The 25607-nt window shown below is 72.3% G+C and carries 20 protein-coding genes and 1 tRNA gene; 15 read left to right on the forward strand and 6 right to left on the reverse strand.

All coding sequences use genetic code 11. The features are described 5' to 3' along the window. Positions 1–62: 62 nt before the first annotated feature. From ACWC91_RS04115 to ACWC91_RS04135, 5 genes are all read left to right on the forward strand, one after another. Positions 63–290 carry a chaplin gene (locus ACWC91_RS04115; protein WP_141360730.1) on the forward strand — a complete coding sequence of 76 codons (228 nt, stop codon included), beginning with the start codon at positions 63–65 and terminating at the stop codon, positions 288–290. 130 nt (positions 291–420) lie between these two features. Next, positions 421–1008, forward strand: a complete 588-nt coding sequence (locus ACWC91_RS04120; protein WP_225075234.1) for a chaplin — start codon at positions 421–423, stop codon at positions 1006–1008. A 1184-nt stretch (positions 1009–2192) separates the two neighbouring features. Beyond that, on the forward strand, positions 2193–2432 hold the full coding sequence (locus ACWC91_RS04125) for a chaplin (protein ID WP_225075233.1): 240 nt from the start codon (positions 2193–2195) through the stop codon (positions 2430–2432). Positions 2433–2642: 210 nt separating this feature from the next. Beyond that, positions 2643–2924, forward strand: coding sequence for a hypothetical protein (locus tag ACWC91_RS04130; RefSeq protein WP_225075232.1), 282 nt, complete (start codon positions 2643–2645; stop codon positions 2922–2924). A gap of 157 nt (positions 2925–3081) precedes the next feature. Next, a complete protein-coding gene (locus ACWC91_RS04135; RefSeq protein WP_225075231.1) occupies positions 3082–3591 on the forward strand; it encodes a hypothetical protein in 510 nt (169 codons plus the stop codon). Positions 3592–3605: 14 nt separating this feature from the next. Here the strand turns inward: ACWC91_RS04135 and ACWC91_RS04140 are convergent, their stop codons facing one another. Further along, positions 3606–4427, reverse strand: coding sequence for an IclR family transcriptional regulator (locus tag ACWC91_RS04140; protein ID WP_450639764.1), 822 nt, complete (start codon positions 4425–4427; stop codon positions 3606–3608). Positions 4428–4440: 13 nt separating this feature from the next. On the opposite strand from ACWC91_RS04140, the gene ACWC91_RS04145 reads away from it, so the two are divergent. Next, positions 4441–7245: a SpoIIE family protein phosphatase gene (locus ACWC91_RS04145; RefSeq protein ID WP_450639766.1), complete on the forward strand. Its 2805-nt coding sequence runs from the start codon at positions 4441–4443 to the stop codon at positions 7243–7245. A 78-nt stretch (positions 7246–7323) separates the two neighbouring features. Here the strand turns inward: ACWC91_RS04145 and ACWC91_RS04150 are convergent, their stop codons facing one another. Next, positions 7324–9390, reverse strand: coding sequence for a hypothetical protein (locus tag ACWC91_RS04150; RefSeq protein WP_450639768.1), 2067 nt, complete (start codon positions 9388–9390; stop codon positions 7324–7326). A gap of 941 nt (positions 9391–10331) precedes the next feature. Beyond that, the gene (locus ACWC91_RS04155) at positions 10332–10685 is read right to left on the reverse strand and encodes an antibiotic biosynthesis monooxygenase family protein (RefSeq protein WP_225075228.1); all 354 of its coding nucleotides are present in this window, start codon (positions 10683–10685) and stop codon (positions 10332–10334) included. A gap of 231 nt (positions 10686–10916) precedes the next feature. Between ACWC91_RS04155 and ACWC91_RS04160 the strand changes: the two genes are divergently transcribed. Further along, positions 10917–11285 carry a hypothetical protein gene (locus tag ACWC91_RS04160; protein ID WP_281154945.1) on the forward strand — a complete coding sequence of 123 codons (369 nt, stop codon included), beginning with the start codon at positions 10917–10919 and terminating at the stop codon, positions 11283–11285. A 178-nt stretch (positions 11286–11463) separates the two neighbouring features. On the opposite strand, the gene ACWC91_RS04165 is transcribed toward ACWC91_RS04160, so the two are convergent. After that, positions 11464–11536 (reverse strand) — tRNA-Arg (locus ACWC91_RS04165). Positions 11537–11857: 321 nt separating this feature from the next. Here ACWC91_RS04165 and ACWC91_RS04170 point away from each other — a divergent pair. The 8 genes from ACWC91_RS04170 to ACWC91_RS04205 all read left to right on the forward strand — a co-directional run bounded on the left by ACWC91_RS04170 (position 11858) and on the right by ACWC91_RS04205 (position 21836). Next, positions 11858–13471: a dynamin family protein gene (locus tag ACWC91_RS04170; protein ID WP_281154946.1), complete on the forward strand. Its 1614-nt coding sequence runs from the start codon at positions 11858–11860 to the stop codon at positions 13469–13471. A gap of 3 nt (positions 13472–13474) precedes the next feature. Next, complete coding sequence (locus ACWC91_RS04175) at positions 13475–15541, forward strand: GTPase (RefSeq protein WP_450639770.1); 2067 nt, start codon at positions 13475–13477, stop codon at positions 15539–15541. Positions 15542–15748: 207 nt separating this feature from the next. After that, positions 15749–16228 (forward strand): single-stranded DNA-binding protein, encoded by a 480-nt coding sequence (locus ACWC91_RS04180; protein WP_281154948.1) that lies wholly within the window; start codon positions 15749–15751, stop codon positions 16226–16228. Between the two features lie 306 nt (positions 16229–16534). After that, positions 16535–17941 carry a Cys-Gln thioester bond-forming surface protein gene (locus ACWC91_RS04185; RefSeq protein WP_376501389.1) on the forward strand — a complete coding sequence of 469 codons (1407 nt, stop codon included), beginning with the start codon at positions 16535–16537 and terminating at the stop codon, positions 17939–17941. A gap of 61 nt (positions 17942–18002) precedes the next feature. Beyond that, a complete protein-coding gene (locus ACWC91_RS04190) occupies positions 18003–18323 on the forward strand; it encodes a hypothetical protein (RefSeq protein WP_225075196.1) in 321 nt (106 codons plus the stop codon). Between the two features lie 670 nt (positions 18324–18993). Continuing rightward, positions 18994–20658: an energy-dependent translational throttle protein EttA gene (gene ettA, locus ACWC91_RS04195; protein ID WP_141360804.1), complete on the forward strand. Its 1665-nt coding sequence runs from the start codon at positions 18994–18996 to the stop codon at positions 20656–20658. A 9-nt stretch (positions 20659–20667) separates the two neighbouring features. Beyond that, positions 20668–21114, forward strand: coding sequence for an acyl-CoA thioesterase (locus ACWC91_RS04200; protein ID WP_225075195.1), 447 nt, complete (start codon positions 20668–20670; stop codon positions 21112–21114). Further along, the gene (locus ACWC91_RS04205; RefSeq protein WP_225075194.1) at positions 21111–21836 is read left to right on the forward strand and encodes a hypothetical protein; all 726 of its coding nucleotides are present in this window, start codon (positions 21111–21113) and stop codon (positions 21834–21836) included. The genes ACWC91_RS04200 and ACWC91_RS04205 overlap by 4 nt, the downstream gene beginning before the upstream one ends. Before the next feature lie 10 nt (positions 21837–21846). Here the strand turns inward: ACWC91_RS04205 and ACWC91_RS04210 are convergent, their stop codons facing one another. Together ACWC91_RS04210 and ACWC91_RS04215 are read right to left on the reverse strand one after the other, a co-directional pair. Then, a complete protein-coding gene (locus ACWC91_RS04210) occupies positions 21847–22806 on the reverse strand; it encodes an ABC transporter ATP-binding protein (RefSeq protein ID WP_225075193.1) in 960 nt (319 codons plus the stop codon). A gap of 49 nt (positions 22807–22855) precedes the next feature. Next, positions 22856–25606, reverse strand: coding sequence for an ABC transporter permease (locus ACWC91_RS04215; protein ID WP_450639838.1), 2751 nt, complete (start codon positions 25604–25606; stop codon positions 22856–22858). Between the last annotated feature and the right edge of the window lies 1 nt (position 25607).

The raw sequence follows: 25607 nt of genomic DNA on the forward strand, positions 1-25607 counted from the left end.
CGGTTGTGTTCAATCGGTTTCTGACCGTCATCGGGGCGTCGTCCCCAAGAAGGGAACATTTCATGAAGAAGAGCGTTGCTGTCGTCACCGGCGCCCTCGTGGCCCTGGGCATGGCCGGCCCCGCCTTCGCCGACTCCGGGGCCACGGGTACCGCCGCGAACTCCCCGGGTGTGCTCTCGGGCAACGTCATCCAGGTTCCCGTGCACGTTCCGGTCAACGCCTGCGGCAACACCGTCAACGTCATCGCGCTGCTGAACCCGACGTTCGGCAACACCTGCGCCAACGGCTGACCGTCCGGCGCACCCAGCCGTACCGGCTGTGTCACGGCCGGCCTTGGACATCGATCTCCCGCCCAAGGCCGGCCTTCCCACATCTTCAAGCCGCATCGACCGAGCGGCTGCAAGCAGGAAGACAACGAGATTGCGACAGACTCTGAGCAGGGGAGTGTTCGCGGCCGCCGCCGCGACGAGTTTGCTGACGCTGTGCGGCAGCTCCGCCCTGGCCGACTCTCAGGCCGAGGGCGCCGCGTCCAACTCGCCCGGCGTGCTGTCCGGGAACACCATCCAGGCACCGGTCTCGGTGCCGGTGAACGTCTGCGGCAACACCGTGGACGTGGTGGCGGTGCTCAACCCGGCGTTCGGCAACAGCTGCGGCAACGGCTCACCGGTGACCACGCCCGTGACGGTGCCGGCACCACCCAGTGTCACGCCGTCGACCGACGACGGCTCCACGGCCCTGCCTCCCGTGTCCACGCCGACGCCCACACCGGACTCCGGCACGTCGACCACGGACACCCCGCCGCGCGTGGTGGACGAGGCGGTGGCCGAGCCCCAGCATGCCCAGACCCTGCCGGCTCCGGCGGTCCTCGAGAACGCCACGCCTGACGCGGCCCCGCAGCTGGCCGAGACCGGCACCGGCGCCCTGCTGGCGTCCTCGGCCGCCAGTGCGGCCCTGATCGCCGGCGGCGTGATCCTCTACCGCCGCGGCCGGGCGGCGACGCACCGCTAGGACTGGATCCCCGGGCCGGCGAAGCGGCCCCCTACGGGTGCCGGACATGCTGTCCGGCACCCGTTCTTGTCTTCCCTGACGGCAGGCGAGCGCGTCCTGTCGCCGGCCGCCGCGTAAGCCTTCCCGACTGCCGCCGGGTTCGCCTTCCTGACGGCAGGCGTGCGCGTCTTGCTGACCGTCGGCGGGCCCAGGGCTCATCTTCCTGCCGGGTGTCGCGCTCGTCCTTCTGGCGGCAGGCGGGTTCGCGCTTGTCCTCCTGAAGGCCGACGGGCTTGTCCGACTGGCACCGGCGGGCTCGTCCTCCTGCCGGCCGTCGCGTTTGTCTTGCCGACGCCCGCGCGCTCGCCTGCCTGGCGTCCGGGCGCACTTGCCTTGCCGACGCCCGAAGCGGCCGCCCGCGGCTCGCCGACCGCCAGTCTCGGCCCCGCGCCGGCCCTGGTCCGCCGCCGGCCCTGGCCGCCCGGCCCCCGACCGCTGCTGGTCCTGGTCCGCTGTCGGTCCCGGTTCGCCTCCAGTCAGGTCTGCTGCTGGTCCTGGTTCGCCGCTGGTCGTCGCCTGCCCCCAGTCCCCGGCCTGCTTCGGCCTTGGCCCACCTCCGGTCCCTGCCTTACCTCTGGCCGGCCCCGAACGCTGCGGGTCCTGGCTTGCTGCTGGGCCCTAGTCCGCTGCCGGTCCTGGCTCGCCGCCGGTCCGCCTGCCGGTTCCTGCTCGCCGCCGGTCCCGGTTCGCTCCCAGTTCCTGCCTGCCTCCGGTCCTGGTTCGCTTCCGGTTCTGGCCCGCTCCCGGTCCTGGTTCGCCGTTAGCAGTGGCCTGCCCCCAGTCGCCGGCCGCCCCGGCCCCGGCCTGCCTCCGGTCCTGACTTGCCCCTGGCCCCTGCCTGCCCCCGGTTCTGGCCTGTTCCCGGTCCTGGCCTGCTCCCGGTCCTGGCTCGCCCCGCCCCCCGGTCGGCCTCGGTCGTGGTGCGTCCCCGCCCCGGCCGGCCCTCGGTCGTGCGCCGTCCCCGCCCCCGGCCCGCACTCGGTCGCGGTGCGCTCCCGGAGGCGGGGCGCGGACCGGCCCGGCGTGTTCGAGGAGACTTCGAGATCACCCCTTTGGCGGCACAACTCGCGGGACTGCCACGCGTTGACACAACGCCGGGCATCCCCGCCCGGGTGTTTTTGCGTCAACCCAAGGAGCATTTCTCCATGTCGCGTATCGCCAAGGGCCTGGTCCTTACCTCCGTCGCCGCCGCGGCCGTCGCCGGTGGTGCCGGCATCGCCGCCGCCAGCAGCGGCGCGACCGGCGGCGCCGCCAACTCCCCGGGCGTGCTGTCGGGCAACGTCATCCAGCTTCCCGTGCACGTCCCGGTCAACGTCTGCGGCAACACCATCGACGTCGTCGGCGTGCTGAACCCGACGTTCGGCAACGCCTGCGTCAACGGCTGACATCCGCGCGCGTTCCTCCGTCCGGCCGCCGTCCCCGGGTTCCGCCGTGGGACGGCGGCCGGCCGCGTAGCAGATCCCCCGTGTCGCAGATCCCGTATCAGAACGCGGCGAATTCGGGCCACCGGGGTTTCCGGTCCGGCCGGGGCTCGTTGGGCAGGGCGACGCAATCCCCCGCGGTGACCGACGTCGCCGAAGAAAGGAAACACGACGATGAAGTCCCTGAAGGCTGCCGCCGTCCTCGCCGGATCCCTGGCCCTCACCGCTGCCGCCGCGCCCGCGTTCGCCCAGAACGCCGCCGACCTCACGCCCAACAGCCTCAACGGCGCTGTGAACACGCTCACCAAGGGCCCCGTCGACGTCATGCCGCTCCAGCACCAGTCCAACGCCCTCAACACCGAGAACCAGGACTCGCTGCTCCACACGGTGAACGGCGCCACCCAGACCCTGAACGCCCCCAAGCCCCTGCTCGGCGGCCTGGCGCTGCAGCGCTGAGCCGCGTCAGGCGTGAGGCGTGAGCCCGGCGCCTCCGTGCCGGCCGGACCCGTCGTACTACTACGGCACTCGGGGGAATCCCGTGCTGGTGGTGGCGTCAGGATCGTTGGGCGGTACGGACGTCGAGCCCCGAACCCGGAAAGGGACCGTACCTGACATGAAGTCGACCACTCGAGGAACCCTCGCCGCCCTCATCACGGGCGTCGCCGCGGCCATGGGCGCGGCGGCGACCCCCGCCGCCGCGGCCGGCACGGTTCCCGTCCCCGTCCCGCTGGGCGGCGCGGAGGCGGCCCTCGGCACGGAACTGCCCGAGGTCGGCGGACAGGTGCCGCTGCCCGCGGCGGGCGTGCCGGAGCCCCCGCGCTTCGTCCATGGACGGCTCCTGCCCGAGCGCGCCGTGCCACGGCTGCCGGTCGACGGCGGGCTGCCCGGCATGGAGCTGCGCGCCCCGCTGGCCCACACCCTCGACGACGGCTTCGACCACGTCGGCGTCGGCCTGCCCGCCTCCGACGTGCGGACCCTGACCCCGGGCCTCTCCCTGGACGCCCCCCTGACCGCCCCGAACCCCGGCGAACTGCCCACCCTGAAGCAGCCGGAGCTGTCCGTCCTCGCCCCCGTACTGCGCACCGCCCCGGGAGCCGACCTGACGGCCGGTCCCGGCCTGTAGCGGCGACGGGGACGTCAGCCGTCCGACGTGGGCCGGCGTTCGCCGAGGCGTGCGGTGACCCGGGCGGCGGACTCGCGCACCGTCTCGCCCAGCACCGGAAGCCCTTCGGGGGAGACCCGGAACCGGGGCGCGGAGACCAGGACCGAGGCGACCGCCTCGCCGCGGTGGTCGAAGACCGGGGCGGCGACGCCCACTTCCTCCACCGAGGTCTCGCCGTAGTTGACGGCGTAGCTGCGCTCGGCGCTCTCCGCGAGGCGGAGCAGATAGGCGTCGACCGCGGCGTCGCTGAGCCCCGGGTGGACCACGGCCCCGCTGGTGACCAGGGCCCGTACGCGCTCGGAGGGCAGCCGGCTGAGGAACACCTGCACCGAGGAACTCGCCGCCGTCTGGTAGCGGGTCCCCAGCGGGGTGCTGTGCTTGACCTCGTGCCGGCTCGCCACCTGCTCCACGCAGACGGCCTCGGCGCCGTTCCACACCAGCAGCGCCGCGGTCTCCCCGGTGCGGTGGCTCAGCTCCTGGAGCACCGGATACGCCGCCCGGCGCACATCGAGGTCGGCCAGCAGCGGACCCGCCATCGCGATCACGCCGAGCCCCAGCCGGAACCGCCGGGAGCCCGGGTCGCGCTCGACCAGGCCGTCCTGCTCCAGCGTGGCGAGGATGCGGGACACGGTGGACTTGTGCAGTCCGACCCGGGTGGCGATCTCGGTGACGCCCAGCTCGGGCTCGTCGACGCTGAAGGTGCGCAGCACTCCGATGCCGTTGCGCAGCACGGTCATACCGCGCCCGGAGCCGGCCGCGCCGTTGTCGGGGATCTCGTCCGTCGTATTGCCTGCCATGGTGCGCTCCATCATGCCCTTGCCGGAATGCCGACCGGGACACAGGGAGCAAAATGGAGGAGTGATCGCACAATCCCGCCGATCCCTCCGGCGCGGCGGGCGCGACAACTCGCCGACGCCGCCCACGGGGCGGCTGCGGTCACTGTTCAGGCCGCGCACCGTCGCGGGCCAGGTGTTCCTGCTGCAAGTGGTCATCGCGGTACTGATCGTCGCCGCCGCACTGGTCGCCCTCGTGCTCCAGGCCGGGGACGACAGCACCAAGGACGCCCGGGAACGCTCCCTGGGCATCGCCGAGACGCTGGCGTACGCGCCGGACACGCTGAAGGCCATGACCGGCCCCAACCCCAGCAAGGTGCTCCAGCCCGTCGCGCACAAGATCATGAAGGAGACCGACGTCGACCTCGTCGTCATCTACTCGAAGGACGGGATCCGCTACACCCACCCCAACCCGGCCTTCATCGGCAAACCGGTCTTCGGCGCCCGCAAGCCGCCGTCCTCCCCCGTCACCCAGACCCTCCAGACCACCCAGGGACGCTCGGTGGCGTACGTCCCCGTCACCAAGCCGGGCGGCGGGGCCGTCGGCACCGTCGCGGTCGCGATCACGGTCCAGAAGGTGCAGACCACGGCGGGCCGCCAGCTTCCGGTCCTGCTGGGGACGGCCGCCGGCGCGCTGGTCCTGGCCGCGGCCGGCACGGCGCTGGTGAGCCGGCGGCTGCTGCGCCAGACCCACGGCCTGGGACCGGCCGAGATGACGCGGATGTACGACCACCACGACGCCGTGCTGCACGCGGTGCGCGAGGGCGTGCTGATCGTCGGGGGCGACGGACAGCTGCTGCTCGCCAACGACGAGGCGCTGCGGCTGCTGGATCTGCCGCCGGACGTGGAGGGGCACAAGGTCACCGACCTGCCCCTGGACGCCGGAATCGCCGAACTGCTGACGTCGGAGCGCACGGCCAGCGACGAGGTCCACCTCACGGCCGACCGCCTCCTCGCGGTCAACAAGCGGCCCACCGCCCCGTACGGCGGGTACGAGGGGAGCGTGGTGACGCTCAGGGACACCACGGAACTGCGGGCTCTGTCGGGACGCGCCGAGGTGGCGCGCGAGCGCCTGAAACTCCTCTACGACGCGGGCATGAAGATCGGCACCACCCTGGACGTGTCGCGCACCGCGCAGGAACTGGCGGACGTGGCCGTTCCCCGCTTCGCCGACGTCGTCACCGTCGAACTGGTCGAGGAGGTCCTGCGCGGCCAGGAGCCGACCGCGGCGATCAGCGGCGAGGTGCGCCGGGCCGCGGTGCGCGGCCGTCCCGGGTACCAGCCGCTGGTGGACGTGGGCCGACGGCTCAGCTTCGCGCCCGGCTCACCGCAGGCCCGGTGCGTGGAGAGCGGCCGGGGGGCGCTCGAGACGGAGCTGACGGAAGCCCGGGAGTGGCAGGTGGCGGATCCCGATCGCGCGCGGAGCATCCTGGAGCGCGGCATCCACTCCCTGATCGCGGTGCCGCTGCGCGCCCGCGGCACGGTACTGGGGGTGGTGGACTTCTGGCGCTGCCGCGAGGAGGCCTTCGACGCGGAGGACGTACCGTTCGCCGAGGAACTGGCCGCCCGGGCCGCCGTCGCTCTCGACAACGCCCGCCGCTACACCCGCGAGCACACCATGGCGGTCACCCTGCAACGCAGCCTGCTGCCCCGCGGCCTGCCCGAATACAGCGCCCTGGAGGTGGCCTACCGCTATCTGCCGGCCCAGGCGGGGGTGGGCGGGGACTGGTTCGACGTGATCGAACTGTCCGGAGCCCGGGTGGCCCTGGTGGTCGGCGACGTGGTGGGACACGGGCTGCACGCGGCGGCCACCATGGGACGGCTGCGCACCGCCGTGCACAACTTCTCCTCCCTGGACCTCGCCCCGGACGAGCTGCTGGCCCGCCTGGACGACCTGGTGGCCCGGCTCGACCGGGACGGCGCGGCCACAGGCGGTGAGGAGGGACTCGCGGGGGCCACCTGCCTGTACGCCGTCTACGACCCGTCCTCGGGCACCTGCTCCCTGGCCCGGGCCGGCCACCCGCCGCCCGCCCTCGTCGGCCCGGACGGCAGCGTGGCCTTCCCCGACCTCCCGGCGGGACCGCCCCTCGGCCTGGGCGGCCTGCCCTTCGAGGCCACCGAACTGCGGCTGCCCGAGGGGAGCCAGCTGGTCCTCTACACGGACGGGCTCGTCGAGGACCGCGACCGGGACATCGGCGACGGCATCGAACTCCTGCGTTCCGCGCTGGCCCATCCCGACCGGCCCCCGGAGCAGACCTGCCGGGCGGTGCTCGACGCCCTTCCCCCGGACCACGCCGTCGACGACATCGCCCTGCTGGTGGCCCGTACCCGCGTACTCGATCCCGATCTGGTCGCCGACTGGGACGTCCCGGCCGATCCCGCGGCCGTCTCCCGCGTCCGCGCCGACGTCGCCCGGCAGCTGAAGGACTGGGGTCTGGAGGACGCGAGCTTCACCACCGAACTCCTCCTCAGCGAACTGGTCACCAACGCCATCCGCTACGGCAGCGCCCCCATCCACGTCCGCCTGCTGCGCGACCGCAAGCTGATCTGCGAGGTCTCCGACGGCAGCAGCACCTCGCCCCACCTGCGGTACGCGGCGACGACGGACGAGGGCGGACGCGGTCTGTTCCTGGTCGCCCGGTACGCCGAGCGCTGGGGAACCCGGTACACCCCCACCGGCAAGGTCATCTGGACCGAGCAGCCCCTGCACGGCGGGGCGGGACCGGCCGAAGGCCCCGGGGACGACGAGCTGCTCGACCAGTGGGACGACGGCACGCTGTGACACGGCGCTGACCGTCCGCGGCCCGCCGGGCACCGGACGTCCGCCCCACGGGCGGCACCGGCGCACACACCTGCGGTATCAGCGCCTGACGTGGTTGCTGTCCAGGGGTGACCTGGTGTCCCGTTGTGCCGGGATGGCGGCGAGCGCGCGCACCGCCACACCCGCCCGGTGTCCGTCGGTCACCGCGCACAGCGCGCGCGCCGCCTCGTTGAAGCGGACGGCGGACGGCGGATCGGACGGGCCCAGCAGGTGCCGCTTGAGCTCGGCGCGGGCCTCGGCGTGGGTGTCCTTCTCGGGATGGCGCACCGACTCCAGCAGGGCCGGAACGGCGGAGGCGTCCGGAGTGAGGACGGCGCCTGCCCGGACGGTGGGGAAGGTATCGCGGAACTCCTGCTCCGGAAGGCCGCTGGTGTTGGCGACGGCGTACGGCTTCTCGCTCGCCAGATAGTCGGATATGACGCTGGAGACATCGCTGACCAGCAGGTCGGCCACGTTGAAGCAGGCGTAGACGGTCGGCCGCGCCTCGGTGATGATGTGGTGCTCCCACGCGGGGAGCGAGGCCCAGTACGCGCTCTCCCAGGCGGCGGTCGCGGCGGCCACGGCCGCGGCCCGACCGGATTCCGGGACCGTCTGGAGCAGCATCCGCTCCGCGCTGTCCGCGCTCGCCCGGAACGTGGACGTGGTCAGCCGGTCGAGTTCGGCGGTCCGGCGGGCCAGTTCCGCCGCCGCGGAGGGCGTGGGCCGCTCATCGGAGTGTTCCGCGGCACGGAGGGTGTTCGCGGCGCGGATCATCTCCTGGATCCGGGTGTTCGCGGTTGCCGCCCGGGGATCGACCGAGCCGGTCAGCGGGTGCGGCTTGTACAGGAGACGGACCCCGGGGTCGGTGAGGAGGGCGCGGACGATGTTCTCGCCGGCCTCGACGACCGAGGTGTTGCCCGGGTTGCCGTCCCACCCCTCCCACGTGGGGGCGTAGAGAACCGTGGTGTACGGGCCCACGGGCGCACCGGCGTACGGCTCGATCGCGTCCAGCTGCGGGCGTCCGATCTCCACGACGTCGCCGTCGTCGACACCCACGTTCGCCAGGGCGTACCGCTCGCGCGCCGCGGGACCGGCCACCCACACCTCGTCGTACGCCTTCGCATACGGGTTGCAGCTGGACAGCTTGTCGCTCTCGCCGTGGTTGACGAACGCGTGCTTGATGGTGGGGATGCGCAACACCTGCGAGGTCTTCCCGGAGTTCGACGGGTGGATCATCACCGTCAGGGCCGAGTGCTCCAGCCTCATCAGGTCGGCGACCTTCGGCAGACAGACGATCGGGACGTCGGTGGACGCGATCTGGTTCACCATGAAGCGCTCACGCAGCACGATCAGCGGGCGGCCCTCCAGCCGGGCCAGCGGCTCCAGCCACATGTTCGCCTGGTAGGCCGAGCTCGTGCCGCCGGAGAAGTACATGCCCACCGTCGGCCGGTACTCCGCGAGCCAGGCGTCGAACCACTCCAGCGCCTGCTCGCTCGTCACCGGCCTGCGTCCCGGGAGCAGCCGCAGCAGCAGTACGCCGATGGCCACCAGGGCGAGGGCGGCGGACAGGGCGATTCCCGAGACGGCCCACCAGACCGAGCCGCCCACCGCCGCGGCCAGCAGTCCGGCGGCCGAGGGCAGACCGAACGCGAGGAGCCGCTGCCCGGAGCGCTGCGTCAGCAGCGCCGGGGGAGCGGGGCTCAGCAGCAGCGGCGAGGCGTCGATGTTCCGGGTCACCACGGGCAGGGTGCGGGTACGGCGTACGAGGATCGCAAGCGCCTGGGATGCGAAAAGCAGACTGTAGAAGAGCAGCAGGCCGCAGACCAGAGCCAGGTATTTCGTCTCGTAGTCCTCGTTGCTGATGCGGATCAGGCCGGTCACCAGCAGAAGGTCCCGGAGGACTTGGCGCACGGTCACGGTCGCGTGCAGCTTCCCGAGGGCGGTGGTCACGTTCCGCTGCCACCGGTGCAGGGCCATGTCCGCCGCCAGCCCGGCAGCGGTGGAGGCCACGAGCAGGGGAACGCCGGGGAGGAGGGCACCCACTGCCTGAGCGGCGAACGACAGGGCGAGCACTGCGGGCAGGAGGAGGCGCGCGGCGGCGGTGCGCAACCGAGCGGGCGGGGGCATTGCTGACAACTTCGCGGGCTCCAGGCCGATCACCATCCTTGAGCACGGACTTGCTGACTTGCGCGCTCAGATGGCCGCGGGCCGGAAGCCGATGCGTACGGATGTTTTCCTTCAAATTTCAGCGGACTTTACCTACGCCGCATCCTTGACTCCAGGGAGGGCAGGAGGATTTTGTTTGAAGGAACAGTGCATCGATGTGCCTGATGTGACGCTGAAGTAACCGGGTAGACCTCCTCGCGAAATGCGTGACGCGGCTGTGCGAAGCGCCTGTGGTCAGGCGCAATTGAAAGAGCAAAGATCAAAGGGTCGAGGGCGGCGGCCGGTCTCCTTTGAGTGCGCACGTCGCTGAGCTGCGCCGACACTCCGTGTGGTGCCGAATCCGGGTGTCGTTTCTGTCTTCGAACCCGATGAGTGGCGACTGTGGGGTGGATTTGCCGGCGCTGTGACCAGTCTTTGTAATCCATGGGTGGGCGGGACATCGAATACGCGGCGATCTCACCACAAGTGAGGAGTTCACAACGGGCGCATTCGGCCATTGCGCCGACGAGTCGACTCCGGAAAAAAGGAATGGGAGACCGTCGCCTATTCGATGTCCCGCCCGCCCGTGAAAGGCGCCGTGGGCCTCAGCCGAAGGTGTCGGAGGGTGTCGGGTGCCCGGCGTCGGCCACGGGCCTGTCGTCGCCGGGGCGTGAGGATTCCGGCGGGGCGTGTGCCGGAACGCGGAGGAAGCGGTGGCCGTTCGGGCGAGAGAAGTGGCGTCGCCCGGCGGCGACGCCGGAGGCGGGCGGCATCCTCGGTCCGTCGTCCGTCCTTCGTCGTCCGCCGGTCCAGGCACGGGGTGGGCAGGGCCCGATGACAGCCCGACAGCCCCGGAGCCTCCCCGTGATCGTCGGGGGAGCGCCCGGGGCTTCGTCGACACTCACTCTCGGGCTCTGCGGGACCTACGCTCGCGTGAACCCGTGGCTCCGCTCCACTTTCGCCACATGCAGCGTGTAGCTCTGGTACCACTCGGCTCGCCCGCGCTTCTGCGCCGCGCGGTGCTCGGCGTTGCTCCGCCACTGAGTGAGGGCGTCGGCGTCGCGGAAGTACCCGACGGTGATGCCCAGCCCGCCAGGAGTCTGCGCGTGGTCCATCCCCAGGAACCCGGGGATGTCCTTCACCAGGTCTTCCATGCGTGCGTTGGTCTCGCTGTAGCCGCTCTGGTCCTGGGTTCGCACCGTAGTGAAGACAGCGACGTAGTAGGGCGGTTCATGGGCCTCGACGGGCGCGACAGGCGCTTCCGAGTGATCGCTCATGGCGCCACCGTAAGGCGGCACGCGCCCAACGATCCAGCGTCTTTCCCTGATACGGGAGTCGTCATGAAGCATGCGATGCGGCGACGCATCCTGCGGGCCAACCCCCCGCCCCCAAGTCCGGATCAGGCTGCGGCCCTCCTCGGCTGGATCCGGCGTCGCCCGCGTGGGGGCAGGCGCTTGCACGCGTTTTTCGCCACGCTGTACTACTGCGGTCCGCGCCCCGGGGAAGCCGTGGCCGTTCGGGTGAAAGATGTGATTTTGCCCGCCTCTGGTGACGAGGACCAGTGGAGTGAACTTCTTATCCACACGGCGACGCCGGAGGTCGGCAGGCAGTGGACCGGCACGGGGAAGATCCACGAAAGGTGCTGCCCCCACGTCTTAGGGTCGCTCACGGGGAAGCGCGTGTACGACAACCGGCACACGCGCCTGACGAAGTGGCTCAACGACGGGATACCGCCCGCTCAGGTGGTGGACTGGGCCGGCAACAGCGTCCCGGTGCTTCTGGCCACGTACGCCCGCTGTGTCGAGGGGCAGCTTCCTGATCTCAAGAGGCGGCTCGAAGCCGCGGGGGATCTCCCGGAACTGCCGGACGTCGGCTGATCGTCCGGCCGGGAACTTCGGCACGTGTGCGACACGGCCACCCGCGAAAACCCGGTGACAGCCGGACAGCCCCGGAGCCTTCCCATGATCGTCGGGGGAGTGCCCGGGGCTTCGTCGTGCATCGTGAAACCCGGCCTGACCAGCGAAAAGCCCTCCCACTGGGGAGGGCTGTCACAGGCGCCCCCGGCAGGACTCGAACCTGCGGCCAAGCGCTTAGAAGGCGCCTGCTCTATCCACTGAGCTACGGGGGCCTGGTGTGGTGGCCTCTGTCGCGGTGCCCTGGTGGGGGCTGATCCGTGACATCGCCGGGGACAAGGATAGGGCTCCCGGATCCATGTCCCGGTTGCTTCGCCTCCGTGGCTCAATGTGGAGGTTCGGTGAAGCGGTCCTGATAATCGCAGGCGGGTACGAATCGTGCATCGCTTTTGACGTCCGGCGCACCTGGTGTTGTGCACTCGTTATGCCTGGACCGCACCGGCGTCCCAGTCGTCCCTTCCGTCCGTTGTGTCCAATCGGCGCGCAGACATGCTCATATGCTTCAGAATTCCCCTAAAATTGGGCATTCTTCGCATGTGGTGACCTTGGACGTACGGCCTCAGCTGCTCGACGCACTCTCCGCCCTGCGCGACCGTGTCGCCGCCGCACGCTTCCCGCTGCCCCTGGCGGGGGCTCCGCGCGCGCGTGCCAACCGCGACGAACTGCTCGCACAGCTCGACGACTACTTGGTGCCCCGGTTGAGAAGGCCCCATGCGCCGTTGCTGGCGGTCGTCGGGGGATCGACGGGCGCCGGGAAGTCGACCCTCGTCAACTCGCTCGTCGGACGGCGGGTCAGCGAGGCGAGCGTGCTGCGGCCGACCACACGGACCCCGGTGCTGGTCTGCCATCCGGAGGACCACCACTGGTTCAGTGGGATGCGCGTCCTGCCGGACCTCACACGCGTGTGGGTGCCCAGAGGCGACCCCGGGGCCGGCGACGACCTGCTGGTGCAGGAGAGCACCCCCTCCCGGGTGCTGCGCGTGGAGACCGTCGACACCCTGCCCCCCGGTCTCGCGCTCCTCGACGCGCCCGACGTCGACTCCCTGATCGCCGACAACCGCGTCCTGGCCGCCGAGCTGATCTGCGCGGCCGACATCTGGGTCATGGTCACCACGGCGGCCCGGTACGCCGACGCGGTCCCGTGGCACCTGCTGCGCACGGCCAAGGAGTACGACGCCACGCTGGTGACCGTGCTGGACCGGGTACCGCACCAGGTCGCCTCCGAGGTCTCCCGCCAGTACGGGGCACTGCTCACCAAGGCCGGACTCGGCGAGGTACCGCGGTTCACCGTGCCCGAGCTGCCCGAGTCGGCCTGGGGCGGGGGCCTGCTGCCCGCCAGCGCCGTCGCGCAGCTGCGCACCTGGCTGGTCCACCATGCCCAGGACTCCGCGGCCCGGCAGTACGTCATGGCACGCACGGCCCAGGGGCTCCTTGACTCGCTGAAGTCCCGGATGCCCGAGCTGGCCAGTGCAGCCGCCGCCCAGTACGCCGCCGCGCTGCGGCTCACCTCGGCCGTCGAGACCGCCTACGACAGCGAGCACACGCGCGTGCGTGGACGGCTCCAGGCCGGGGCGGTGCTCGCCGGGGACGCCCTGAAGAGGTGGCGCGCCTTCCCCCTGGACTGCTCCGCCGGGGAACTGCTCGACGCGCTCGTGGAGAGTCTGGGCTCCCTGCTGCTGTGCGCGGTCACCGCCGCCGACGAGCGCGTGGACGACGCCTGGCGGCACGAGCAGGCCGCCACGGCGCCGGGGCTCACCGACCGCGACCGCGCCTCGGAGAGCGCCGAGCAACGCATCGGGCTGGCCGTACGGCGCTGGCGGCGGGAACTGGAGGAGTACGCCGAGGACGAGGTGCGCCGGCTGGACCGGAACATCGCGCCGGACGCCGAGGTCGTCGCCGCCCTGGCCGCCACCGGGCTGCTGGGAGGCCGCCGGGCGCGTTCGGTGGGGGAGGGCCTCGCCGAACGGATCGGCGCGCACGGAGCACTGCGGCTGCGCGACCGCGCCGGGCGGCTGCTCACCGAACACCTGGACCGGGTGATCCACGCCGAGCGCGAGCGCCGTCTGGCCCCGCTGGACGCCCTCGACGTACAACCCGAGCCCCAGGCCGAACTCATCGCCGCGCTGTCCGTACTGCTGAAAGAGAGGTGACCGGTGACCGCCGTCACTGACCAGGACCGAACGGAACACACCGATCAGACGCAGGGCACCGACCTCAGGGACGGAGAGACGGACGGAGGGCCGGGTGGGGAGAGGGCGAGCAGGGAGACCTGGATGCGCGACAGGGCGGCAGACGCCAGGGCCGAGGGCGGCCACGGCGCCGACGGCGTGCCCGAAGCCGGAGACGCGGGGACGTCCGGGGACACCAAGGGCCACCGGGTCCCCGGGGCGGCCGCCGCAGACCACCTGGTGACCGGGCAGGTCACCACGGTGAAGGAGGCCGCCGTCGCCCACGCGCGCGTGCAGCACGACGACTGCGACGCGCGCGGGACGGACGACGGCACATGGAGGCGTACGGAGGCCGAGGGCGCCTGGGACGACGGGCTGATCGCGCGCCGTGTCACCGAGACGGACACCACCGCCGAACCCGTACCCGTGGAGCCCCGGACCGCCCGGCAGCCGGGCGCGACCCCGCTGGCGTACGACGGACCGCTGCGGTCCCGGCTCGACGCGTTGCGCGAGCTGGTGGGCCTGTCCCGCACCCGGCTCGACAGCCAGACCCTCGCGGAGGCGGGCCGTGTCCTCGACGAGGCCGCGGCGCGGCGCCGGCTCTCCGGGCAGCACACCGTCGTCGCCATCGCCGGCGCCACCGGAAGCGGCAAGTCCCAGCTGTTCAACGCCCTCGCCGGCGTCGCCATCTCGGAGACCGGAGTGCGGCGGCCGACCACCGCGGCGCCCATCGCATGCAGCTGGAGCGACGGGGCGGCCAGCCTCATCGACCGGCTCGGCATCCCGGGACGGCTGCGCAGGCGCCCGGTGCAGGCCCAGGACGCCGACCCGCAGCTGCGTGGCCTGGTTCTGGTCGACCTGCCCGACCACGACTCGGCGGCCGTGCAGCACCGCGAGCACGTGGACCGCATCCTGCGGCTCGTCGACGCCGTCATCTGGGTCGTCGACCCGGAGAAGTACGGCGACGCCGTCCTCCACGAGCGCTACCTGCGGCCCATGGCCGGCCACGCGGAGGTCATGTTCGTCGTCCTCAACCAGGTCGACCGGCTGCCCGGCGAGGCCGCCGACCAGGTCCTCGACGATCTGCGACGGCTGCTCGACGAGGACGGGATCGCCCTCGGAGAGTACGGCGAGCCGGGCGCGACCGTGCTCGCGCTCTCCGCGCTCACCGGGCACGGCGTCGGTGAACTGCGCGAGGCGCTCGGTCAGTTCGTGGCCGAGCGTGGAGCCGCCGTGCGGCGCATCTCGGCCGACGTGGACGCCGCGGCGCAGCGCCTGCGGCCCGTCTACGCCGCCCGGTCGAACGCCGGGCTCAGCGAGGAGGCGCGCGAGGAGTTCGCGGCCCGGCTCGCGGACGCGGTGGGCGCCACCGCCGCCGGCGAGGCGGCCGAGCGGGCCTGGCTGCGCAACGCCAACAAGGCCTGCGGCACGCCCTGGCTGCGGCTGTGGCGTTGGTGCCGGATCCGGCGCGAGGCGCCCACCGGACGGTTCCTGCTGCGCAACCAGCAGGACGAGGAGGCCACCGCGCGGCAGCGTGTCGAACACGCGGTGCGCACGGTGGCCGACCAGGCCTCGGCAGGCATGCCGGGGCCGTGGGCGCAGGCCGTGCGTGAGGCCGCCGTACGCGGTGCGCACGGGTTGCCCGAGGCGCTGGACCAGCTGGCGGCGCGGGCCGCGCTGCCCTCGGGGCGGCCCCCGCGCCCGGTCTGGTGGCCCCTCGCGGTGCTCGTGCAGGCGACGATGACGATCCTTCAGGTCGCCGGCGGCCTGTGGCTGGTGGGCCAGATCGTCGGGGTGACGGCGCCGAACCTGGGGGTGCCGGTGCTGCTCATGCTGGCCGGCATCGTGGGCGGGCCGCTCGTGGAGTGGAGCTGCCGGATCGCGGCGCGCGGACCCGCACGGCGGTACGGCCAGGATGCCGAGCGCCGACTACGGGAGGCGGCCTCGGGGTGCGGCCGGGCCCGGGTGCTGGATCCGGTGGCCGCGGAACTCTTGCGGTACCGGGAAGTCCGGGAGCAGTACGCGCTGGTGCGGGGAGCGGGGGTCGGATGACGGGCGGTCATCGCCCGCGAGGGTGACGGAGTTTTCCCCAGGCAGGCGGTGGTCCACAGGGCTCGGCGGGCTCGGCCCGGACGGAGGCAGTCTGGTTCCGCGGCGATCGCGACGGACGCGGTCGTCACGGCAGACGCAGCCGTACGGGACGGGCCCGTACGCGTGTCCGCCCGGACCGAGCGGCCGGGCTAGGGAGGGGATTCGACGATGAACGAGACGATCGTCTGCACCGTGGGCAACGTGGCGACGCAGCCGGTGCACCGGGAGCTGCCCTCGGGCGCCTCGGCGCGGTTCCGGCTGGCGGTGACCTCGCGCTACTGGGACCGGGAGAAGAGCGCCTGGACGGACGGACACACCAACTTCTTCACGGTGTGGGCCAATCGCCAGCTCGCCGCCAACGCGGTGGCGTCGCTGACCGTGGGCGACCCCGTCATCGTGCAGGGCCGGCTGAAGGTGCGTACCGAGAGCCGCGACGGCACCAGCCGGACCTGGGCGGACATCGACGCCCTGGCGATCGGCCACGACCTGGCGCGGGGCACGTCGGCCTTCCGGCGCACGGTCAGGACGGAGCCGCAGCCGGCGAGTCCGCCGCCGCGGCCGGAGCCCACGTGGGAGACGGCCGCCGCGGACTCGGAGGTCCCACGGGAGCCGGAGCCACAGCCGGAGCCGGTCGCGGCCGTGTGCTGAAGGGAGTGTGCCGAGCCGCCGGCCGGACTGCTGCGCGTCACCGCCGCTCATCGGCGCACGCGCCCGGGATGCGCCCGGGAACTCTCCAGGGGACTCCTCGACGAGCCCCGCTGACAGGGGCCCCGGTGATCTTGGCGATAACGATTGCGATTCGGATCGGCGATCTGACGATACGACAGCGAAGTCCTGGTGTGCGGGATCCATAGGATGCCGGACACAGCTCTCTGGGCTTGTCTCTGGGCTTTGAGGTTTCTGCCGGTGGGACCAGACCCCCACGTCAACGGGTCCTGCTCGAAGGGGAATTCTGTGTGTGCTTGGTACTCTGCGCCGTCCGCGCGCAGGCGGGGGGCGGCCCGGCTCGCCGCCGCCACCCTGGTCTCCGGATTCGTCGCCGCCGGTGTGCTGGCCGCCGCCGGCCCGGCCGCCGCTGACGGCATGCCGCAGAGTCCGGGCGGCGCGACCGCCACCATCGGCGGCCTGAAGACCTACGGCACCGCCGTCATCCATGACGACGGCGGTGACCACCAGGTCTCCGCGGGCCTGTTCGAGATGTCCGTCGACGGCGGCGGGACCCTGCAGACCTACTGCATCGACCTGCACAACCCCACGCAGCGGGACGCCAAGTACCGGGAGACGCCCTGGAGCGGCACCTCACTGGCCGCCAACAGGAACGCCGGGAAGATCCGCTGGATCCTGGAGAACTCCTACCCGCAGGTCAACGATCTCGCGGCGCTCGCCGCCAAGGCCGGCGTCGGGAACCTGACCGAGCAGGACGCGGCGGCCGGCACCCAGGTGGCCATATGGCGCTACTCCGACGGCGCGGACGTCGACGCGGCCGACCCACGGGCCGAGAAGCTCGCGGACTACCTGGAGGAGAACGCCCGCGACCTGCCCGAGCCGCGGGCCTCGCTCACCCTCGACCCGCCCGCCGTCTCCGGTCGTCCGGGCGAGCGGGTCGGCCCGGTGACCGTGCACACCAACGCGAGCAGCGTGACCCTGACACCTCCCGCGGGCGCCGCCACGAGCGGCGTGCGGATCGTCGGCAAGGACGGCAAGGAGATCACGTCCGCCAGGGACGGCAACCAGGTGTTCTTCGACGTGCCCGAGGACGCCGGGGACGGCTCGGCGACGTTGACCGCGCAGGCCTCCACCTCCGTGCCGGTCGGACGTGCCCTCACCTCCGACAGCCGCAGCCAGACCCAGATCCTGGCCGGGTCCAGCGAGTCCACGGTCGCCGCCACCAGCGGCGCGACCTGGGCCGCCGAAGGCGCGATACCCGCCCTGTCCGCGGTGAAGAACTGCGCCAAGGGCGCCCTGGACATCACCGCGGCCAACAAGGGCGACGAGCCGTTCACCTTCGAGCTGATGGACACCCGGTACGGCATCGCCGCGGGCGCGTCCGAGACGATCACCATCCCGCTCCAGGAGGACCAGGCCTACGACTTCACGATCAGGGGCCCGGGCGGCCACGCGGAGCGCTTCACCGGCGTCCTCGACTGCCGGACCCAGGGCAGCCCGGGTGGCGCCGTGACCCAGACCGTCGGCGAACCGAGCCCCGTCACGGCGGGCGGCGGCACCTCGCCCAACCCCAACCTCGCCGAGACCGGCGGCACCAGCACCACCCCGCTGATCGCCGCGACCGGCCTCAGCCTGCTGGTTCTGGGTGCCACGGCCCTGAGCATCGTCCACAAGAGGAAGAGCGCCGGGAACTGATCTAGCGTGGTGGGGGGACATCGAGCGGATGCCCGGCACCGGCCGTTGAACGGGGTGTGACATGACCGTGCGAGCGAGCAGGACGGACCCCGGTACGGCGGCGGCTGCCGGCGCACCGGCTCCGACCACGAAGTCCCACGGCGCCCGCGCCGCGGCCGAGCGGGTCGTCTCGGGCGATTCGGTGACCGTCTCCCTGGGCGGTCTCCGCTTCGAACTCCCGCCGCGGGACCAGCTCGCCTACCTCGCGGGCCTCGGCCTCCTCACGGCTTTCGACCTCATCGAATGGCCGGTCGCGCTCGCCATCGCCGTCGGCCACGAACTGGCCCGCAGCCACCGCGGCAAAACCCTGCGCGAGTTCGGCGACGCCCTGGAACAGGCCTGAACGCGCACCCCGTGCCGGATGCCCGAATGGTGATCAGGGCCGTGACCTGTGCGTACTCGGCAGGGAAGCCCTGATCACTACGGTTCGAGCGTGCCAGTGAACGCGGGACGTTCACCAAGCTGGGCGCGGTCGCGATGTCCAAGGCAACCCCTCACCCCGGCACCCCAGGTACGGCGGCCAAGAACACCGCCACTGCGGCCAGGGCCTCCGATACCGCCCTGCCTACCGTCTCCGTCGGCCCCAGGCCGGCCGCCACCGGAAGGTACCCGCACAGACCCGAGCAGCGAGCCGGCGATCCACCCAGCGGCGTGCAGGGCGATGCGGTGCCGTGGTGTCTCGGGCTGGGTGGTGCTCGGCTCCATGTGATCGCTGTCCACCGAGCCGGATCCTGGCATCAACCCCTGACGTCGACGAGCGCGGACCTTGCCGGTCGGCGCGGGGCCTCAGCGCCAGGCGGGCGAAGTGATCGCCACCGGGCCGTCCGTGGGCCGTGCGAGGGCGTCCGAGGCCGATCAACGGCGACCGGCAGTGACAGACGAGCGCCGGCCGCCAGCAGTGAAACCCCAGGTCAGGGCCCTCAGACCTAACGGGTTTCCGCGTAGGCGTGGCGGTACGGCAAGATGGGGTGTATCTGCCCACTGCCTGATTTCAAGCTGCCGGACGGTTTCTCTTGGCTGAGTTCATTTACACCATGCGCAAGGCGCGCAAGGCGCACGGCGACAAGGTGATTCTCGACGACGTCACCCTGAACTTCCTGCCGGGTGCCAAGATCGGCGTCGTCGGCCCGAACGGTGCCGGTAAGTCGACCGTGCTGAAGATCATGGCGGGGCTGGAGCAGCCGTCCAACGGTGACGCGTACCTGTCGCCCGGCTACACCGTCGGCATCCTGCTGCAGGAGCCCCCGCTGACCGAGGGGAAGACGGTCCTGGAGAACGTCCAGGAGGGCGTGGCCGAGATCAAGGGCAAGCTCGACCGGTTCAACGAGATCGCCGAGCAGATGGCCACCGACTACTCGGACGCGCTGCTGGAGGAGATGGGCAAGCTCCAGGAGGAACTCGACCACGCCAACGCGTGGGACCTCGACGCCCAGCTCGAGCAGGCCATGGACGCCCTGGGCTGCCCGCCCGGCGACTGGCCCGTCACCACCCTCTCCGGTGGTGAGCGCCGCCGTGTCGCGCTGTGCAAGCTGCTGCTCGAGCAGCCCGACCTGCTGCTCCTCGACGAGCCCACCAACCACCTCGACGCCGAGTCGGTGAACTGGCTGGAGCAGCACCTGGCCAAGTACGAGGGCACCGTCGTGGCCGTCACCCACGACCGGTACTTCCTGGACAACGTGGCCGGCTGGATCTGCGAGGTGGACCGCGGCCGGCTGCACGGCTACGAGGGCAACTACTCCAAGTACCTGGAGACGAAGGCCGCCCGTCTGAAGGTCGAGGGCCAGAAGGACGCCAAGCGGCAGAAGCGGCTCAAGGACGAGCTGGAGTGGGTGCGGTCCAACGCCAAGGGACGGCAGGCCAAGTCCAAGGCGCGTCTGGCCCGCTACGAGGAGATGGCCGCCGAGGCCGAGAAGATGCGGAAGCTGGACTTCGAGGAGATCCAGATCCCGCCGGGCCCGCGCCTGGGCAGCATCGTTGTCGAGGTCAACAACCTCAGCAAGGCCTTCGGCGAGAAGGTCCTCATCGACGACCTCTCCTTCACGCTGCCCCGCAACGGCATCGTCGGCGTCATCGGTCCGAACGGCGCGGGCAAGACCACGCTGTTCAAGATGATCCAGGGCTTTGAACAGCCGGACTCCGGCAGCATCAAGGTCGGCGAAACGGTCAAGATCTCCTACGTCGACCAGAGCCGCGGGAACATCGACCCGAAGAAGACGCTGTGGGCCGTCGTCTCCGACGAGCTGGACTACATCAACGTCGGCCAGGTCGAGATGCCGTCCCGGGCATACGTGTCCGCGTTCGGCTTCAAGGGCCCGGACCAGCAGAAGCCCGCCGGTGTGCTCTCCGGCGGTGAGCGCAACCGCCTCAACCTGGCGCTCACCCTGAAGCAGGGCGGCAACCTGCTGCTCCTCGACGAGCCGACCAACGACCTCGACGTCGAGACCCTGTCCAGCCTGGAGAACGCGCTGCTGGAGTTCCCCGGCTGCGCCGTCGTCGTCTCCCACGACCGGTGGTTCCTGGACCGTGTGGCGACGCACATCCTCGCCTACGAGGGCGAGTCCAAGTGGTTCTGGTTCGAGGGCAACTTCGAGTCGTACGAGAAGAACAAGATCGAGCGGCTCGGCCCGGACGCCGCCCGGCCGCACCGCGCCACCTACAAGAAGCTGACCCGGGGCTGATCGAAGCAGATGCGCCACATCTACCGCTGCCCGCTGCGCTGGGCGGACATGGACGCGTACGGCCACGTCAACAACGTGGTGTTCCTCCGCTACCTGGAGGAGGCACGCATCGATTTCCTGTTCCGCCCGGACAAGGAGTTCAAGCAGGGGTCCGTGGTGGCGCGTCACGAGATCGACTACAAGCGCCAGCTCGTCCACCGGCACGCGCCGGTGGACGTCGAGCTGTGGGTCACCGAGATCAGGGCGGCGTCCTTCACCCTCGCCTACGAGGTCAAGGACGGCGACCAGGTCTACGTCCGCGCCTCGACGGTGATCGTGCCGTTCGACTTCGAGACGCAGCGTCCGCGCCGGATCACCGCGGAGGAGCGCGAGTTCCTCCAGGAGTACACCGACGACGCCGGCACCGGTGACGACGCCGCGGACGCGGGCGACAAGGAGGAGGCCGTCGCCGCATGACGGTCCTCCACCTCGCCGACGAGACGGAGGCGGCCGACCTCGCCGCCTTCCTCTCCCGGCTGCTGCACTACGACCGTTCCGCCGCGGTGCGCCTCCAGGCGGCGGGCACGGCGCTCGCCGTCTTCGGACGGCCGGCGTCCTTCGAGGTGCTGGCGGTGCGCGCGGTGCGACTCGCCGAGCCGTACCGGAACGACCCCGACGCCACCCTCGACGTGACCGTCTCCGCCGGTGAACTGCTGGAGTCCGTCGACGAGTCGGCGGCCACGGCCGCTGTCCCGGCGGCCGTGACCGGACCGCCGTGGGCGGGCGTGCTGCCGCCGCGCGGCGGCTGGCGGGCGGAGCCGGGGCTGCCCCCGGCCGGAGCCCTGGGCGCCACGGTGGCCGCCGCGGTCGCCGAGTTCCGCTCCCGTACGCGGGAGTTGGCGCAGGAGCACCGCACGCGCGCCGAACTCGACCGGATCGGGCGGGAGATCTGGTCCCGGCTGGTCGGCGAGACCCAGCTGCCCGTGCGTGCCGTGCACGCGGCACAGTCGCTGCGATTCCTCAGGCCCCCCGCCGCCGTCGGCGAGGGGGACTCCGCGAGGCCCAGGGCGGCCTCCGGCGATGAGGACCTCGCGCTGCTGTCGTCGGGGACGTGGCTGCGGCTGCGGACCCCCTACGGTTCGATCGCGGTACGGCGGGCGGAGGCCGGACTCGGCTCCCTGGACGTCAGCGTCCGCTGAACGCGGCGGCTCAGCCTCGCTCGCTGTCGTCCGGCCGCACCGCGATGTGGTCGGGCTCCAGTTCCAGCGCCACCCGGTCGCGCATCCCCAGGGCCTGGGTGTACTCGGCGGGCAGTTGCAGACGGCCGGCCCGGTCGAGCATGGCGTACTCGCGGCTCACCAGCTTCTCGTCGCCGGTCGCCGCGTCCACCTCGCTGCGGCGCAGCACCTCGGTGGAGGTGCGGCCGTCGCGGATGGCGACCGTGCGGCGGACCTCGCCGGCGACCGCCTGGTCGTGGGTGACGATGACGATGGTCGTGCCCAGATGCTCGTTGGCGGTGCGGAACGCGGCGAAGACCTGTTCGCCGGTGTGGGAGTCCAGTTCGCCGGTGGGCTCGTCGGCGAGCAGTACCGAGGGGTTGTTGGCGAGGGCCACCGCGATCGCCACGCGCTGCTGCTGGCCGCCCGACATCTGGTGCGGGCGGTGGTCCCGGCAGTGGCCCACCTCCAGCAACTCCAGTAGTTCCAGGGCGCGTTCGGCCTTGGCGCGGCGGCTGCGCCCACGGACGCCGGACAGCTGCATGGGCAGGGCGACGTTCTGCGCCGCCGTCAGATAGGGGAGCAGGTTGCGGGAGGTCTGCTGCCAGACGAAGCCGACGACCTCGCGGCGGTAGCGCAGGCGGTCCTTCGCGGTCATGGCGAGCAGGTCGTGATCCGCGACCCGGGCCGCGCCGGCGGTGGGGGTGTCCAGCCCGGCGAGGATGTTCATCAGGGTGGACTTGCCGCTGCCGGACGCGCCGACGAGGGCCATCAGCTCGCCCTCGCGGACCAGCAGGTCCAGGCCCTGGAGGGCCTGGACCTCCACGCCGTCGGCGGTGAAGATGCGGACCAGGCGGTCGCAGCTGATCAGCGCGTCGTGGCCGTAGGCCGGGCGGGTGCGGTTCGCGGTGGCGCGCTCGGCCAGGTCGGCCAGGGTGGGGTTCGTCGTCATCGGGGCTCTCCTGCGCGGCGGCTACGGCGGCTGTGGCGGTCCGGTCGGTTCATCTCGCGTCCCCCGCTCTCAACTCCCGTACCGATCCTTTGCGTCCCGTCCACCACGCCTGGCTCACGGCGATGCCCACGGTCAGCAGCAGCACCGCCGCCGCCGGCAGGGCCAGCGAGAGCGGGTCCGTCCGCAGCGCGCTCCCATCGGTGACCACCGTCGTCGACGGCAGCGCGATGGCCGTCAGGTCGATACCGGGGGAGAGCAGCAGGACGGTCGCCCAGCCCGTCAGCGCTCCGCCCGCCGCGGCGAGCAGTGCCTGGGGCAGTGACTCCAGGACGAGCAGGCGGCGGCCCTGCGCGCGGGTGAGGCCCATGGTGCGCAGGCGGGCGAGGAGCGCGGCACGCTCGGGCGCGGTGCGCAGCAGGGCGAGCAGCAGGGCCAGGACGGCGTAGCCGGCGCCGGCGGCCACCGCCACCGCGTAGACGCGCTCGGCGCCGGACTGGAGAGGCGAGTCGACGTACTGGGCCCGTTCCTCGGAACGCAGGTGCACGGACGCCGACTCGCCCACCGTCCGGCGCAGGGCGCCGGCGTCCGGGTGGCCGCCGGTCAGGAGCAGCGTGTTCGTACGGGCCGTTTCGCGGCTCAGCCCGGCTCGGTCCACGACCAGGAAGCTGGTGCCGATCACGGCCGGGGTCCGGTCCCGGACGGTGACGATCCGGACCGTGACGTCGGTGCCGTCGCCCAGCATCACGTTGAAGGGCTGCTTGCCGAACGTCTCGGCGATGGAGGGGGAGGCCAGCGCCGGCAGCGGGTCCCGGGAGCCGTCGGCCGGCCGCCGCAACTGCCGCTCGGGGAAGGCGCCGAGCCCGGTGCTCCTGGCCAGGGACGCGTAGGACGCCGGGTCGACGCCCGCCAGGGGCACCCGGGTCAGGTCCGTTCCCGCCTTGGCCAGGTAGTCCGTGCTCACTTCGGCGAGTTCCCGGACACCCGGTGTCCGACGGACCCGGTCGGACAGTCCGGCCGGCAGCGCTTCGGTTCCCTCGACGCGGGCCTCGGCGCCGACGGCGAGGAGAGCCGCTTGGTCGCGGGCACCGGCCACCCCGGCCAGTACGGAGCCTCCGAAGGCGGCAGTGGTGAGCGCGGTCAGCAGCGCCAGCAGGGGCAGCATCGCCGGGACGGACGTACGGCCCGCACGGGCCAGGGACAGATGACCCACCGCCCCGCGCAGCCGGCCGGCCGGACGCATCAGCCAGCGCAGCGGCAACGGGTACAGGCGGACCAGCAGCAGCGCCGCGATCACGCCAACCAGCACCGGGGCCAGGAACACCAGCTGGTCCCCCGACCCGCCCGAGGCACCGGCATCCTCCGACGGCCCCGAGACTCCGTACCGCCGCAGCGCCTCCACCGCTCCCGCCGCGATCAGCAGCAGCGTCAACTCGGCGACCGTGCGGCGCTGGGAGGGACGTACGGACGCCGTGTCCTCGCGTGGTCCGTGGACGCGGACCGCGCGGTGGGCGACCACCGCGCGCACGGGCAGCGCGGCACAGGCGACGGCGGTGACCGCGGCGGCCGCGAGGACCGCGTAACCCAGGCGGCCCTCGGGGACCGCGAGCAGGGCCGCACCGAGTCCGAGTGCGCCGGCGGGCACGGCGACCACCGCCGTCTCGGCGAGCAGCCGGCCGGCCAGACCGGGCAGGGAGGCGCCGCGGGCGCGCAGCAGGGTGAGTTCGAAGCGGCGGCGGTCGGCGGCCAGGCCACCGGCCATCAGCAGGACCACCGCGGCGACCGTCCCGCTGCCGAAGGCGGCGACCGCGACCAGCGGGGTGATGTCGGAACTCAGGCGGCCGTAGGAGATGAGGATGTCGTCGAGGTCGGTGTCCACCTGCGTGGTCGGGGCGGTGGCCGCGCGCACTTGTACCAGGCCCGGCCCGGACTTCAGGTTGGCGACCGCGGACTTCAGACCCTCGAGGTCGTGGGCCTGCAGGGAGCGGGTCTCGGGAGCCACCTGCCAGTAGCGCATGGGGGTCCCCACGGTGCCCAGCAGAGCGGGGGCGGCCTCGGACGGCAGGAGCAGTGCGCCGAGCCAGTACATCGGCGGTTCGGGCTCGTCAGAGGGCACCTGCACCAGGGCCGGGGTGCGCAGCAGCGGCGCGGTCGACCAGTAGGCGCCGTCGGGCTCGCGCGGGGTGACGATGCCGGTGACGCGGACCGCGAGCGCCGGGCCGGCCACGGCGGGTACGTGGATGACCGAACCGACCTCGATGTGCAGGCTCTTGGCCGTCGCGGCGCTCACGGCGGCCTCCACGTCCGGGGTCGAGGCCGTCACCCGCCCGGTCGCCCGCGGCATCCGGCCCGCGCGCAGCGAGGAGTGCTCGGCCAGTCCACTGGGTGCGACCAGGCGAATTTTCGCGGGCAGCCCGCTGGGCCTGGGGATCCAGCGGTCGGGCACGGGGAGGTCGGTGCCGTTCACCACCCCGTACGACGACTGGCCGGGGTCGGCGACGAGCGGGCGCGGGATGGTGCCGAGGATCTTGGTGTGCTGCCGGCCCAGGGTCGACGGGAGCAGCGCCTGTTCCCGCTGCTGGTCCGAGGCGTCGGGCACCTGGGCGTAAACCGTCAAGGTGGTGCGTGGCGGGGTGGCCCGCTCGACGGCCTGGGCCAGACCGGCGTTCTCGTACCGGTCGAGCGCGCGGGGGAACGCGGCCGCAAGGCACGCGGTCAGCGCGACCAGCAGGGCGAGGGCGGCCGCGGCACCCGGCGCGGTGCGCAGGCGTACCCGGACCCAGGCGGGAGTGACGGCGTTCAGC

The sequence above is a fragment of the Streptomyces sp. NPDC001204 genome (assembly GCF_053598035.1).

What these genes read in the sequence shown, in the direction of transcription:
- ACWC91_RS04115 (WP_141360730.1), top strand. Translation starts at nt 63, where the DNA reads ATGAAGAAGAGCGTTGCTGTCGTCACCGGCGCCCTCGTGGCCCTGGGC.
- ACWC91_RS04125 (WP_225075233.1), top strand. Translation starts at nt 2,193, where the DNA reads ATGTCGCGTATCGCCAAGGGCCTGGTCCTTACCTCCGTCGCCGCCGCG.
- ACWC91_RS04130 (WP_225075232.1), top strand. Translation starts at nt 2,643, where the DNA reads ATGAAGTCCCTGAAGGCTGCCGCCGTCCTCGCCGGATCCCTGGCCCTC.
- ACWC91_RS04135 (WP_225075231.1), top strand. Translation starts at nt 3,082, where the DNA reads ATGAAGTCGACCACTCGAGGAACCCTCGCCGCCCTCATCACGGGCGTC.
- ACWC91_RS04140 (WP_450639764.1), bottom strand. Translation starts at nt 4,427, where the DNA reads ATGGCAGGCAATACGACGGACGAGATCCCCGACAACGGCGCGGCCGGC.
- ACWC91_RS04145 (WP_450639766.1), top strand. Translation starts at nt 4,441, where the DNA reads ATGCCCTTGCCGGAATGCCGACCGGGACACAGGGAGCAAAATGGAGGA.
- ACWC91_RS04150 (WP_450639768.1), bottom strand. Translation starts at nt 9,390, where the DNA reads ATGCCCCCGCCCGCTCGGTTGCGCACCGCCGCCGCGCGCCTCCTCCTG.
- ACWC91_RS04155 (WP_225075228.1), bottom strand. Translation starts at nt 10,685, where the DNA reads ATGAGCGATCACTCGGAAGCGCCTGTCGCGCCCGTCGAGGCCCATGAA.
- ACWC91_RS04180 (WP_281154948.1), top strand. Translation starts at nt 15,749, where the DNA reads ATGAACGAGACGATCGTCTGCACCGTGGGCAACGTGGCGACGCAGCCG.
- ACWC91_RS04190 (WP_225075196.1), top strand. Translation starts at nt 18,003, where the DNA reads ATGACCGTGCGAGCGAGCAGGACGGACCCCGGTACGGCGGCGGCTGCC.
- ACWC91_RS04200 (WP_225075195.1), top strand. Translation starts at nt 20,668, where the DNA reads ATGCGCCACATCTACCGCTGCCCGCTGCGCTGGGCGGACATGGACGCG.
- ACWC91_RS04205 (WP_225075194.1), top strand. Translation starts at nt 21,111, where the DNA reads ATGACGGTCCTCCACCTCGCCGACGAGACGGAGGCGGCCGACCTCGCC.
- ACWC91_RS04210 (WP_225075193.1), bottom strand. Translation starts at nt 22,806, where the DNA reads ATGACGACGAACCCCACCCTGGCCGACCTGGCCGAGCGCGCCACCGCG.